Annotated in this window: 12 protein-coding genes; 8 read left to right on the top strand and 4 right to left on the bottom strand. The window is 52.9% G+C overall.

Going from position 1 to position 13609, the window contains the following annotated elements; genetic code table 11:
- Genes PSAB_RS16305 through PSAB_RS16295 form a run of 3 tightly spaced genes read left to right on the top strand, consistent with a single transcriptional unit; the run spans window position 1 to window position 3690 of the window.
- Window positions 1-1095: a GerAB/ArcD/ProY family transporter gene (locus tag PSAB_RS16305; RefSeq protein WP_025335657.1), complete on the top strand. Its 1095-nt coding sequence runs from the start codon at window positions 1-3 to the stop codon at window positions 1093-1095.
- On the top strand, window positions 1092-2492 hold the full coding sequence (locus PSAB_RS16300) for a spore germination protein (protein ID WP_025335656.1): 1401 nt from the start codon (window positions 1092-1094) through the stop codon (window positions 2490-2492). The genes PSAB_RS16305 and PSAB_RS16300 overlap by 4 nt, the downstream gene beginning before the upstream one ends.
- A 1-nt stretch (window position 2493) precedes the next feature.
- Window positions 2494-3690 carry a Ger(x)C family spore germination protein gene (locus PSAB_RS16295; RefSeq protein WP_025335655.1) on the top strand — a complete coding sequence of 399 codons (1197 nt, stop codon included), beginning with the start codon at window positions 2494-2496 and terminating at the stop codon, window positions 3688-3690.
- Window positions 3691-3830: 140 nt separating this feature from the next.
- Here the strand turns inward: PSAB_RS16295 and asd are convergent, their stop codons facing one another.
- The 3 genes from asd to pyk all read right to left on the bottom strand — a co-directional run bounded on the left by asd (window position 3831) and on the right by pyk (window position 7481).
- Window positions 3831-4916, bottom strand: a complete 1086-nt coding sequence (asd, locus tag PSAB_RS16290) for an aspartate-semialdehyde dehydrogenase (RefSeq protein ID WP_025335654.1) — start codon at window positions 4914-4916, stop codon at window positions 3831-3833.
- Window positions 4917-5027: 111 nt separating this feature from the next.
- A complete protein-coding gene (locus tag PSAB_RS16285) occupies window positions 5028-5948 on the bottom strand; it encodes a phosphotransferase family protein (RefSeq protein WP_025335653.1) in 921 nt (306 codons plus the stop codon).
- A gap of 117 nt (window positions 5949-6065) precedes the next feature.
- Window positions 6066-7481, bottom strand: coding sequence for a pyruvate kinase (gene pyk, locus PSAB_RS16280; protein ID WP_025335652.1), 1416 nt, complete (start codon window positions 7479-7481; stop codon window positions 6066-6068).
- Window positions 7482-7612: 131 nt separating this feature from the next.
- Here pyk and PSAB_RS16275 point away from each other — a divergent pair, with 131 nt between their 5' ends.
- The 5 genes from PSAB_RS16275 to PSAB_RS16255 all read left to right on the top strand — a co-directional run bounded on the left by PSAB_RS16275 (window position 7613) and on the right by PSAB_RS16255 (window position 12216).
- Complete coding sequence (locus tag PSAB_RS16275; protein WP_025335651.1) at window positions 7613-7993, top strand: (2Fe-2S) ferredoxin domain-containing protein; 381 nt, start codon at window positions 7613-7615, stop codon at window positions 7991-7993.
- 114 nt (window positions 7994-8107) lie between these two features.
- On the top strand, window positions 8108-8938 hold the full coding sequence (locus PSAB_RS16270) for a GNAT family N-acetyltransferase (protein ID WP_051529785.1): 831 nt from the start codon (window positions 8108-8110) through the stop codon (window positions 8936-8938).
- Window positions 8939-9068: 130 nt separating this feature from the next.
- Window positions 9069-10232, top strand: a complete 1164-nt coding sequence (locus tag PSAB_RS16265) for an AI-2E family transporter (protein ID WP_025335649.1) — start codon at window positions 9069-9071, stop codon at window positions 10230-10232.
- Window positions 10233-10258: 26 nt separating this feature from the next.
- On the top strand, window positions 10259-11734 hold the full coding sequence (locus PSAB_RS16260; RefSeq protein ID WP_025335648.1) for a carboxylesterase/lipase family protein: 1476 nt from the start codon (window positions 10259-10261) through the stop codon (window positions 11732-11734).
- The gene (locus PSAB_RS16255) at window positions 11731-12216 is read left to right on the top strand and encodes a DinB family protein (RefSeq protein WP_025335647.1); all 486 of its coding nucleotides are present in this window, start codon (window positions 11731-11733) and stop codon (window positions 12214-12216) included. Before PSAB_RS16260 ends, PSAB_RS16255 begins: the two co-directional genes overlap by 4 nt.
- Window positions 12217-12362: 146 nt before the next feature.
- Here the strand turns inward: PSAB_RS16255 and PSAB_RS16250 are convergent, their stop codons facing one another.
- Window positions 12363-13541 carry a hypothetical protein gene (locus PSAB_RS16250; RefSeq protein WP_025335646.1) on the bottom strand — a complete coding sequence of 393 codons (1179 nt, stop codon included), beginning with the start codon at window positions 13539-13541 and terminating at the stop codon, window positions 12363-12365.
- Between the last annotated feature and the right edge of the window lie 68 nt (window positions 13542-13609).

Raw genomic sequence — 13609 nt, 5'->3', positions numbered from 1 at the left:
ATGATAACTACCCGCCTTCAACCCTTTCATACATTTACGATAATGTTCGTCTTTCTGCTCGGTACCTCGCTCATTTTCGGCACGCCCAGATTGGTTGAGGACACGTGGCTTGTCGACCTCATATCACTAGTTCCTTCATGCGCTTTGCTCATGTTTTATACGTATTTGATAGTGGCTGGGAAGAGCACCGACCTGTATTCGCTTCTATATGAGACTTGGGGCCGATTCCTGGGCCGGCTTCTTATTTTGGGTTATACCGTCTATTTTTTATATATTGCTTCCCGGAACATACGCGACATGATTGAGTTAATCAAGACAACGCTTCTCGCGAATACGCCCGAGGAGCTGCTCATTCTCCTCTTTAGTTTCCTCATTGCCTATGCTTCATCCGGCGGACTGCCAACGATTGGCCGAATAGCCATCCCGATTTCGAGCATGGTTATCCTTTTCTTTGTCATACTGGCCGTTCTTCTCGGGGTCAGCGGTTCAGTCGATACGGAACGCCTTCTCCCATTACTTTCCAAAGGAATCTCACCGGTCCTCAATGCTACATGGAACAGCACGATATGGTTCCCTTATGGGGAAATTGTCGTGTTTCTCGTCTTTTTGAATGGTCTGGGGGAACCGCGCCAATTTCGAAAGCTTGGATTAGCCTCGATGATTTGCAGTTGCATCGTGCTGACCTTCTCTAGCCTGCTGCAGATCTGTACACTCGGGAAGGAAAACATGAGATTCTCGGTCTTTGCATTATTGGACGCAGCCAGGCAAATCAATATTGCCGACTTTATTACGCGCATGGATGCGTTAGTGGCGTTCATTATCTTCTTTAGTGTCCTGTTAAAATGCTCGATCTTTTTGTACGCGGGCACTAAGGGGGCCGCGTATGTTTTCAAGAAAAGCTATACAAAGTTCTCGCTTCCATGTGCGATCCTTATAGGAGGCTATTCCATCTTGGTTACGGACAATTATGCCGAACATGTAGAGGAAGGTTTGAAATATGTCATCTTCTGGCTGCATATTCCGATGCAGCTGGCGATCCCGGTTGCCACTCTGCTTCTTGTTTGGATTCGTAATCTGAAAGGAGAAGAGCTATGACAACGAACGAAAAAACGCCAAGTGCCGACATAAATATGGAGTCCGTAAAAGAGGAAATCAAACGTTGCTTTGGATCGACTTCTGACTTGGCATCCGTTATGATACGGATTTTTGGAGAGGAGGGGGTATTAAGCTATTTAACCTCGATGACTAATACTGCTTTCATGATGGACAATGTCATAAAACCACTCATCATTGCAGGTAATTCTTTGGACACGCCGAGCAAGGACCAGTGGCTCGATCGTATTCGAGAGCAATATTTGGTTGGTTTGAGCACCGAGACAACGAATGATCTTGGGAATTTCACGATGTTAGTGATGAAAGGTTATGCTTGTCTGTATATTGCCGGCATGACGGAAATTCTGATGATTGATGTTAAAGAACTCGAAATGCGTGCTGTTGCCGAACCGACTACGCAGAGTGTAGCCATAGGCCCTAAGGATGGATTCACGGAATCAGCCGATACCAATATCAGTTTAATTCGGAGGAGGATTCAGAACCAAAAGCTTCGCTTCGAAAAGTATGAACTTGGCGAGAAAACAAAGACGGCCGTTTACCTCTCATATCTGGAAGATCAAGTTGAGACAGGCGTCTTGAACCAAATCCGCGAGCAATTACGGCACAGCAAGATGGATCGTCTTTTCGATTCCAGCAGCCTTGAATCTCTGTTCCGGCAGAAGGAGCTTTCGCTGTTCCCCACTGTCTATAATAGCGAGCGCCCAGATACCATTTGCGAAGGTTTGCTGGAAGAGCGGATCGCCATTATCGTAAATGGCAGTCCGTTTGTACTGATGGTTCCCTCGTTTTTCAAGGATTACTTTAGATCGCCTGAGGATGCTTACCAAAGGTTATCATTCGGTGTATTTAACAGGTGCTTGCGCTATTTGACCTTTCTGATCTCACTTTGCTTGCCAGCGGTCTATGTATCGATCACGAGCTATCATCAGGAGCTTATTCCGACAATGTTGCTCACGAGCATTGCCGCCCAGCGGCAGGGCATTCCGTTTCCGGCAGTGTTAGAGATTTTAGTACTTGAGATCACATTTGAAATCCTAAGGGAAGCAGGAACCAGAATGCCGCGTATTATTGGGCAATCCATCTCGATTGCGGGTGCACTCGTGCTTGGACAGGCGGCGGTTTTGGCCGGGTTCGTATCGAATATCAGCATTATCGTCGTTTCGTTATCGATCATTTCAGGCTTTGTATCGCCAGTCTACAGTTTTGGTGCAAGAATTTGTTTACTTCGTTACGGGTTTATTGTACTCGGTTCCGTTCTAGGTTTATTTGGTGTGTTCCTTGGGAGCGCGTTTCTGTTGATTCATTTGTCACGCATCGAAGCGTTTGGGATTGCCTATCTAACATCCAGCCTTACAAATCTGGAGAGAAAGAGGGAGTGAAATGATTCGTAGAGGCTTGCTTCTCATCATGACGACAGTCGTGTGCCTGCTTCAAAGTGGCTGCTGGGATTGGGTTGAGGTTAGCCAGTCTTCGATGTTGACCGGAATCGCCATTGAGCCCGGGAAGGATGGATTGTTAAAGCTCACCATGGAAGTGTTGAATCCTGCCGAGGCGCAGCGGGTACAAAGCGGCAATGGGGGGCCTGCTACCCTGCTGTATACCCTGGAGGGGAAATCAATCAGTGAGGCGTCTTCCCGCATGAACGAGATGGTTGAACGGATGATCATTTACTCCCATATCCAAATGGTTATCGTGGATGAAAGCATCGCACGCAAAGGACTTAATCAGATTATAGATGACCTTCAGCGATCCCGGTTTGTACGGGAGGACGTTTTGTTGTTGATCGCAAAGGATACATCCGCTTCGGATGTACTAAAGATCATGTATCCCAGTGGGCAGTACGCGAGCTGGAAACTTAAGAAGCAGATCGGTCATTTTTATCGTACTTGGGGAGGTACTCCGAAAAGCACATTGTTCGATTATACAGAAGCGATCTTGAGGGAAGGGAGAGAACCTGTTCTCGGTGCGGTTACCGTGCAAGGCGATATCAAGGAGGCCAAGAGCAGCGAAAGAACAAAATCGTCTTCGCCCAAGGCAATCGACAGGTGTGTAGGTTCCGCCGTGTTCAGTGAAGACAAACTCATAGGTTTTCTCTCTGTGTCCGATACACGATTGCTAAACCTGGTTAGAGATGAGATCGAAGGAACGAGTTTTGCGGTTCCAATTGATTCTGACAAAGGTGTCGCGACGATTCGGATGAACCCGATGCATACAGCCATGGATGTAACGTTAAAAGACGGACGTCCGAACGTAAAGATAAGCATCGTAGGGGAAGGCCATGTTAGCAGCATCGATACGGATTTGCCGCTTGATACTGCGGCCGGGTATCGAGAGCTTGAGCTTAAGGAGTCTGATTTCCTGAACGAACAGGTTGAAGCCACAATTGACCGGGTACAAAGAGAGTTCGGTGTGGATATTTTTGGATTCGGTGAGTGTCTGAACCGTTATCACTACCGTCAGTTTAAGACCGCGAAGAAAGATTGGAACAGTCATTTCGCTGATGCCAAAGTAGAGGTTTTCAGCAAAATCGCCATTTCCCGATCTGACTTGAAAACGAGGAGAAATGAAGAGCACTGATAGTGGACAATGAGGAAAGGCAGCAATTAATTAACGAGTAGTGAACCGCAGTCTTGAACTTCGTTTTCTAATGTCATATAAACGCAAAATGCCCGCCTCCTGCAAACAGGAGACGGGCATTTAATATGCTTTAGACTTGCTTACCGTTTGGTAATGTATCCTTCGGCTTTCAGCAGCTCGGCGATCAGCACGGCACCGCCAGCGGCGCCGCGGAGCGTATTGTGGGAGAGGCCGACGAATTTGAAGTCGTACAGCGAATCTTCGCGCAGGCGTCCGGCGGAAATGCCCATGCCGTTCTCAATGTCGCGGTCCAGATTCGTCTGCGGCCGGTTCTCTTCTTCGAAATACGTGATGAATTGTTTCGGCGCGCTCGGCAGCTCAAGCTCCTGCGGGCGGCCTTTGTAATTCTTCCAGCTTTCCAGAATGTCTTCCTTGGAAGGCTTGTTCTCGAACGAGACGAATACGGTAGCCAGGTGGCCGTCCGTAACCGGAACACGGATACACTGTGTCGTGATATGCGGAGCGGAGGCTTTTACGATCTGGCCGTCTTCAACGGTACCCCAGATGCGCAGCGGCTCCTGCTCGCTCTTCTCTTCTTCTCCGCCAATGTAAGGGATGACGTTGTCCAGCATTTCCGGCCAATCGGTAAAGGTCTTACCCGCTCCGGAAATCGCCTGGTAGGTGCTCGCGACGACCTGTGTCGGCTTGAAGCCGCGAAGGGCGTTCAGCATCGGCACATAGCTCTGAATGGAGCAGTTGGGCTTAACGGCGATGAACCCGGTTTCGGTCCCGAGACGCTTGCGCTGGGCAGCGATAACCTCCAGATGCTCCGGATTGATTTCCGGAACGACCATTGGCACGTCCGGCGTCCAGCGGTGGGCGGAGTTATTCGAGATCACAGGCACGCCCGCTTTCGCGTATGCTTCTTCGAGCGCTTGAATCTCATTTTTCTTCATATCAACAGCGCAAAAAATCAGGTCAACCCCGGCGGCAACTTCCTCTACGCGCGAAGCGTCCTGAACGGGAATGTGTTTAACACTTTCAGGCATTGGGGTGGAAAGCTTCCATCTGCCCTTTACCGATTCTTCGTACGTTTTGCCCGCAGAGTTCGCGCTGGCAGCGATTGCCGTAACCTGAAACCACGGATGATTTTCCAAAAGAGCGATGAAGCGCTGGCCGACCATCCCGGTCCCGCCGACGATACCGGCTCTAAGCTTTTCTGTCATGACGTTATTCAGTTCCTTTCGAAGGCTATAGATAATAGCGGCTTATATTGTACTGAATTATATAGGATATGCCCGGAACCTTCAATATGAGAATGCGCCCAAGCGGCATAATTATTTCATAATGTGTAAGGATTCGGTCACAAACCAGCGGTGTCTTTCCCGCATCGTCTCCATGGTATCAGGGCCCAGTCCCCATTCGGTAAATTTGGACAGGCGCAAAGCGGCATACAAATCCCAGTACGGCAGGTTTGAGAAATCAATGCCCGTCATAAGCGACCGATACTGGCGGGTGAACGCATTCATGGCGTCTATTCCAAAATGAAAAAGCATTTCCAGCCGGGCATTCGCAAGGTCAGCCAAAGGGTCGCCCAAAGCCGTGTCTTCCCAGTCGATAATGGCCGCCAGCCTGCCGTCCTTCCACAAAATATTTCCCGGCCAATAATCTCCATGCAGAAGGGCCGTTTGATTTGTCTGTTTTAAGGGCCAGACCGCTGTTAAGGTTTCCCTGATCCTACTTACATTTAGAGAATCGTCAGTCTGTACGGAATCCTGATCCAGTATTTCGGCGGCCAGTTCCTCCTGTCGGGTCAGGAAGGGCAAGCGCTGAGATGGACAATCCACTTGATGGATAGCCGCCAGATTCTCAGCCATTTGGAGAAGATAAGTCTCTATATTGGCGGGCTCGAGATCCGTCTCGCCCTCCACATACCCGATAACTAAATATGGCTGCGGAAAAATGCTGCACGACTCGTCTAAATAATAAGGCTCCGGCACAGGAAGCCTTTCGGATCGAAGCACCTGCAAAAGCTTGAATTCGGCTGCGGCGATTCCCGGGTTGCGCTTAAGATCGGCTTCACCGTGCCGGCGGACAATCCTGGTCGCGATTTGGCCGCTGTCCAACACCATTTCAATCGCTGTCACCCGGGCGGATACGCCGCCGGTCATCTCCCGTACGGAGAGCAGTTTTCCATGGGGCTCCATCCTGCATACCAATTGCTCAAATCGTTTGTCATCTTCATTGAAATTTGTCATCCGTTTCCTCCAATAAAGCCTAATTGGCAAAAAACAAGCGGCCGTTCGGGACTACGGTTCATGTCCCCGGCGGCCGCTTTGTTTTTCTAAATCTTATACACCAGGGGCTGTTCCCGGTTAGACCTGCTGGATTTTAACCAGATTCGTTGTTCCCGTCTTCCAGATCGGGATGCCCGCGCACAGCACAACGGTATCGCCAGCGGAGACTGTTCCCGTCTTTATCGCACCCTTGACGGAGGACTCGAACATCTCGTCGGTCGTGGATACCGGATCGCCCAGGACAGGGATGACGCCCGACAGCAGGCAGATCTTGGGCAGGACCTCCCGGTGCGGCGTAACGGCGATAATCGGCGCCTGCGGCCGGTGCTTGGAGATCATCCGGGCGGTGAAGCCGCTCTCGGTCGCCGCGATGATCGCCTTGGCACCCAGAATCAGCGAGGAGCTGACGGCGCTGCGGCTGATCACCTCGGTAATGCTCTCGCTGTCCCATTCAAAGCCCCGGATGAACCGGTTTTTATAGTCGATCATCGTTTCGGCTTTTGCGGCGACGGCCGCCATGGTGCGAACCGACTGCACGGGGTATTTCCCCGCAGCCGATTCACCCGACAGCATGACAACATCGGCGCCCTGCAGCACAGCGTTCGCCACATCGCTGACCTCCGAGCGGGTCGGGCGCGGATTGATCTGCATCGACTCCAGCATATGCGTCGCTACAATTACGGGCTTCCCGACCTTGTTGCACTTGTCGATCATTTCCTTTTGCAGCATCGGCACATCTTCGATCGGTACCTCAACGCCAAGATCGCCACGGGCCGCCATAATGCCGTCCGACGCCTCAATAATATCGTCCAGATTCGTCATGCCCTCATGATTTTCGATCTTGGAAATAATCTGCACATGATCAGCTCCGTTAGCATCCAGAATGCTGCGGATTTCCCGGATATCGTCGCCCCGGCGAACGAATGAAGCGGCGATCATTTCAACGCCTTCCTTCAGCCCGAAATGGATATGCCTGATATCCCGCTCGGTGACGCCGGGCAGAGTCGTGCGGATGCCGGGAAGATTGACGCCTTTTCTTGGCTTCAGGTTCCCGCCGCTGACAATCAGGCATTCGATGTCGTGACCCTGCACTCCCGTTACGGTCAGGTCGATCAGCCCGTCGTCGATCAGAATCCGGTCCCCGGGCTTCACAACCGCGGTCATATCGGGATAGTTAACGGAGATGCGCTGCGCATCTCCGAGGATTTCTTCGGTGGTCAGAATGAGCGGTTCCCCGGCCTTCAGGACGCAGAACTCTTCCTTCAGCTTCCCGATCCGTACCTCGGGCCCCTTGATATCCATCATAATCGGCACAAAAGTGCCCAGCTCGGACGCGGCCTGCCGCACGTTGCGAATTCGGGCTGAATGTTCCTCCAGCTCTCCATGCGCCATGTTCAGGCGGGCGACCGTCATGCCGGCCGCAATCATTTCCTTTAGCGTTTCAATCGATTCGGAAGCGGGTCCGATGGTACAGATAATTTTGGTTTTCATGATAAATCCTGTTCCTCCTTGCATTGCAAGATTGGCGGACATATGCTGAATATATTATATCGTATGTCCATCCCGTTATTCATTGAATTACCCGTGTCTACGGGGTATAAACGTTATAGAGAGGAGTGAATGTCATGACGACATGGAATCTCGAAGGAACGAAATGCCATCTGCTGGTCTGCGGGGGAAGCAGCTGCAAGAAGCGCAGAGGGGAAGACATTCTGGAGACGATCGAGGAGGAAATTGAGAAGCAGGGGGCCGAAGCCCGGATTCATCCGACGCTGACCCGCTGCATGGGCCGGTGCAACGACGCTCCGGTAATCGTTGCCTATCCCGAAGGCGTCTGGTACGGGGAGATGTCGCCGAAGCTCGGCAAGGCCCTGGTCAGAGCAGTGCTGAAGGATGAGATGCCCGAAGAAAACCGGATGTACACCTTCGGAGAAGACGGTATGACAGCGTCAAGCGAACGGGGAACCAAGGGGAAGAAAAAAGGAGGAAAAGCAGCCAAGGTGTAACGGATTCCGAAATGGGACAGGCGCCTGACAACCCGCTCCGGCTATTTTGCCGCCGCGGGTTTCTTTTTATGACGTTCGGGATTATGATCGAAAGAGGTTAGGATATAAAAGGAAATGATGGGAGTGGACCGGATGTTCGTAAAGCTTGCCGACAGGGATCACGTATTGAACGGAAGTCCGTTTCTGGAAGACGAGGTCCGATTTAACCTGCTTCATCTCATCTGCAGTTCTCCTGAGGCCCTGCGGATAAAAAATGACAGCAACGAGCTGATATTCGCTCAAACCCCGGGGTTCAATCCCTGGCTGTGGATCGCTCCAGGGCTTTCGAAGGAAAGGGAGGACGAGCTGCTCCGCGGGCTGGCGGAACAAGTGTCTTCGCATGACTTTCCCGGCATATCCGGTGATTTGGAGATTTCGGAATCTTTTGCCCGTTATTATACGGGAAGCCGCGGGCTGAAGCCTGAACCCTACATGATGCTGGAAGCGTATGCATGCCCGGAAGTCAAGCCTCCGGCAGATGTTAGCGGAACCCTGGAACGCGCGAACTCGCGGCATACGGAGATGATCGCGGCCTATTTGGCCGCTTTTTCGATAGAAGCCTTTAATGTCAAGCCCCAGCCAAGCGAGGTGTATAAAGCGGCGACGGCGGCGATCGGCACGGGAGGGCTGTATCTTTGGCAGGAGGGCGGCGAAACGGTATCCATTGCGAGAATCGCCCACCGCACAGCGCGGCATGCCCGAATCAATGATGTGTACACGGTCCCGGGAGCGCGGAAAAAAGGATATGCAAGCGCCATTGTGGCCGCCTTGTCCGACTATTGCCTGCGGGACGGCCTAACGCCGATGCTCTACGCGGATGTCAAAAATCCCGATTCCAATAAAGTCTATCGGTCCATCGGCTTCAAAGGCGCGGGGAGGATTGCGGATCTGCGGTTCAAGCGCTGAACGAACGCTTCTTGCAAAAAAAGGGTCTGCCTAATTTGACTTGTCCAAGTCAAGTTGACTATGCTAGCAAGAAGGAACGTCTGACGGCGTCATGTTAAGACGAATTACTCGCAAAGTGGGAGGCTGAAGGATGCAAAGGTTGCAGTTCTGGCCGGATAAATTCCGCAATTTTTTTCTCAACAATAAATTCGTCGTCTTTCTGCTGGTGCTGCTGTTAATCGGACTTAACGTGCTCGTATTCGCCAAGATACCGTTCGTTTTTAGACCTTTGTCGGTGCTGCTTCACACGGTGGCGCTGCCTCTGATCTTGTCGGGCGTGGCCTATTACCTGCTGAACCCGCTGGTGGACCGGCTGGAGAAGAAGAGCAAGGTGAAGCGCACTTACGGCATTATCGTGCTGTATCTGTTTATTGCCGGCGTGATCACCGTCATTCTACTGACGGTTACTCCGATTATCCGGGGACAGCTGCTGGGTCTGATTGACAATTTTCCCCGGTACAGCTCGAAAATCCAGGATGAACTTGCCCATCTGACGGGCAGCGAACTGTTTGATCAGCTGCAGCAGAACACGGGGGCCGAGTTAGGCACGGTGACCAACCGCATTACGACATGGCTGACCACATTTCTGCATAACGCACTGAACAGTGTCGGCAACTTTGTCGGGGCGCTGACCGAGATTGTGCTGGGGATCGTGACGACCCCGCTCATTCTTTTTTATCTGCTTCGGGACGGGAAACGGCTGCCTGATTATATTTTGCGGCTTGTGCCCGACGCGCTGAAGCCCCAGACCCGGATGGTTCTGTCCGAGATGAATCAGCAGATCTCTTCCTATATCCGCGGCCAGATTATCGTAAGCTGCTGTATCGGCGCGCTGCTCTATATCGGCTACCTGATCATTGGGCTGGAATATTCGCTGGTGCTGGCGATCGTGGCGGCCTGTACGGCTGTGGTTCCTTATTTGGGCCCGGCCATAGCGATTACGCCTGCGCTTATCGTGGCGCTGGTCACCTCGCCTCTGATGCTGCTTAAGATGATCGTTGTCTGGACAGCCGTTCAGCTGATCGAAGGCAAATTTATCTCTCCGCAGATTATGGGCAAAACGCTCAAGATTCATCCGATTACCATCATCTTCGCCATTGTGTTCTTCGGCAAAATGTTCGGCGTTGTCGGCATCATTCTTGCCGTGCCTGGCTACGCCGTGCTGAAGGTTGTGGCGACGCATATTTTTCAGTGGTTCCGTTTCCGTTCCGGACTATATGCTTCATCCGGCGAGGATGGCGGAGAACACTCCTAAGACATTTGACGAAAGGGTGACCGCTTGTGAGACAGCCTGAAGCTGCAACGATGTATGGAATAGTTAGAGGTATGCAAAAAGACGGCGTCAACGTTTGGCGCGGCGTCCCTTTCGCTTCTCCGCCTGTCGGCGAACGCCGTTTTGGCGCGCCTCTGCCTCCGGAGAGCTGGCAGGGGGTACGGGACGCTTCCGCTTTCGGTCCGGTCAGCCATCAGCCGCCCGACCGCAAAGGCACCCGGTTCCCGGAAGAGCCTCCCGTCTATGACGAGGACTGTCTGTATTTGAATGTATGGGCGCCTTCGGAGGCGGAATCGCTGCCCGTTATGGTTTGGATTCACGGAGGGACGTTCCTGACGGGAGCGGGAAGCCAGCCGTTGTTTGACGGAACGGCTCTGGCCCTTGACGGAAACGTGATCGTCGTATCCGTCAATTACAGGCTCGGACCGTTCGGTTTTCTCCATTTGTCCCCCTTGGGCGGCACCTTCACGTCCAATGCGGGACTGCTGGATCAGATCGCCGCGCTGGAATGGGTAAAGGACAACATTGCCGGCTTTGGGGGCGACCCCGGGCGTGTTACGGTGTTCGGCGAGTCGGCGGGGAGCATCAGCATAGCCGCGCTGCTGGCAAGCCCCAAGGCGCGCGGCCTGATCGCCGGAGCGATCTTGCAGAGCGGCCCGTCACAGGCGCTAAGCCCCGGCCACGGCTGGGGGATCACCCAAGCGCTGCTTGCCGAGCTCGGACTCGCCCCGGAGGATGCCGGGAAGCTAAGGACGCTTCCGGCCGAGACGATCACCCAGGCCGCAGGCACGGTCATGCAACGGATGACCGGGGGAGCGCCAGCTCTGTTTTTTCAGCCCGTCATCGATCCGCTGACGCTGCCGGAGGAACCGGTTCGCGCCGCAGCCAAGGGGGTGGCTCAAGGCATTCCCGTGATGATTGGAACCAATCTCCACGAAGGGGACTATTTCTTCCGCGAAGGCGCGCCGTTACCCGAAATGGGCCAGTCGCTCCGGGCGCTTGAGCAGACGCTGGGCCTGCCGGATTTGTCGGGGCTTGCCGCTCATTATCCCGCGACCCGCGAAGGACAAGCCGGAATCTTGACGGATGTGTTCTTCTGGCGCGGCGCGGTCGCTTTTGCGGAGAGTCTGCTGGAGCATGGACCGGTCTGGATGTACCGTTTCGATTGGGTAGTGGAAGCCCATTCTCTGCTCTCCAGAGCGGTACATACCGCTGAGATTCCCTATGTGTTCGGCAATCTGTCGCATTTACGGCGGCTGGGGCTTGCGATCAGTCCGGCGATGAAGAGTCTGTCGGATACGATGCGGGGCGCATGGGCCGCATTCGCCCACAGCGGAAATCCGGATACCGCCCGGCTCCAGTGGCCGCAGTACAGTCTAGCGGATCGGGCAACGCTGATCTTTGACGAGGCATCGTCAGTGGTGAAAGACCCGCAGCCGGATAAACGCCGACTGCTATTCAGTTTAAAGGAGGCGGGGATATGAGTGGACAGAACAGCAGCTTGAAGGACTATTTCAGCCGGCTCTTCCGGCATGCAAGCTGGGCGGACGACAAGATTGTAGCGACTCTTCGCCAAGCGGACCGGATTCCCGAGAAACCGCTGACCCTGCTTGGACATTTACTGAATGCGGAAAAGATATGGCTGATGCGCATCAATAGGTTAGACACTAAAGGGATGGCGCCGTGGTCTCCCCAAAGCCTGGAGGAATGTGCAGCTCTGGCGAAGGAGAACGCCGCAGGGTATGGGGAGCTTCTGAACAGATTGGATGATTCCGGGCTGAACGTGGAGGTTGCATACCGCAACAGCACCGGAACGGCGTTCAACACTACCGTTTCGGATATTTTGACGCATGTTGCGCTTCATGGAAGCTATCACAGAGGACAAATTTCTTCCTATTTGCGGATGGAAGGACTGGAGCCGGTGAACACCGACTTTATCATCTTCGTTAGAGACAAGGACGTTTGAAAATCGGGATTGTATTTATAACAGGGGCCCGCCCCAGACCTTTTACCTAAAAAGAACGCCCAAGCCGGTTGTTGCCGCTGGCTTGGGCGTTCTTTTGCGTCAACCGGATTTCCCGGACAAGAGGTGGAATTCGGCTGATTCGGCACTTATTCGATATGGGGAACAAGCTTTACCGATCCAAGCCCAAGCGCCCCCAGCTGACCCTTGGTCATGAACAGCCTTCCTCCGGTATTAAAGCTGTTCGAAGGGGTAAGGACGATTTTTGCCGCTCCTTTGGTGATCGTATATTGATAGTTCGCTGCTTTATACGTACCCGCCAGCTGGTCCAGCAGATCTACCTTCCAGCCGAGCGCTTTCGCGAGGGGACGCACCGGTATCCAGCGGGTGCCGTTAACCTCGAATACCGTGGATACCGGGATGCTCAACCCGTTTATTCCCGCCGTATATTCGTATTCTTCAATAACAGGAACAGGGACAACGGGCAGATTATCGGGGCTAATGCCGTCAGGAAGAGAGAGCTTTGGCTTGGAAAGCACAGACGGATAGAAAGCAGAACGCTCGGCTTCGTCCTTCAGGAGATGGGAGGAAGCCTTCTTCAGATCGTATACCCGCAGCTGCCGGCGGGGCTCGTTCTGCACGTAAAGCAGCTTGGAGCTGGCATTGTTGAAGGCATACATCCTGCCCGCCAGCACCGTTGTTCTTTGGTTCGTTTCGGGATTGTAAGCCGTAATCATATTCTGCTTTGCCCTGCTGTCGTATCCGGATTCCAGCAAAGTGTGGCGGTCAACCCATGCCGTCAGGTAACTTGTCCGCGTCGATTTGAACAGCGTTACGGCACCGGTCTTCATGTTTTTCAAATAGTATTCGTTAAGCTTAGCGATATAGTCACTGTACAGCCCGGGTGATGAAACGTAAAGGTAGCGGGAACGCTCCAAAATTCCCCAATTTCCGTCGGGAGAGAGGGAATAGATATTTTTGTGAACCATGGATTGCCGCTCGGGATCATATACATAGCCGCCTTCGGGATCATCTGACCTTCCGATCCGCACGGTGCCGTCTTCCCACACACTGAATGAACGGAACGGTTCCTGCCATTTGGCATAAGCGCCGTCCTGCTGTCTATATACCACCGAATTCCGGTATGTTCCGTCGGCCGCGGTGCTGATCGAGTACAGCTCGATTCCTTTGGAGACATCCAGCAGGTAGTCCTGCACGTCAATGCCGGATTCGGCATGAATGTAAGGCGAACCGTTGAGATGGAAGGCCAGGAGCACGGCGGCGGCCAGAACGAAACAGCGAATTTTAAAACGGAATGAGAACCTCATAATCTGGTCGTTCCTCCTTTTTTAAGATAATGATATAGACTGGTTCGACCTGGAAAAGGTTTCGAATC

The sequence above is a fragment of the Paenibacillus sabinae T27 genome (genome assembly GCF_000612505.1).
In the GTDB taxonomy this organism is placed as follows: Bacteria; Bacillota; Bacilli; order Paenibacillales; family Paenibacillaceae; genus Paenibacillus_AQ; species Paenibacillus_AQ sabinae.
Note: the sequence above shows the minus strand (reverse complement) of the source record. Positions and strands in the feature narration are given on the sequence as shown.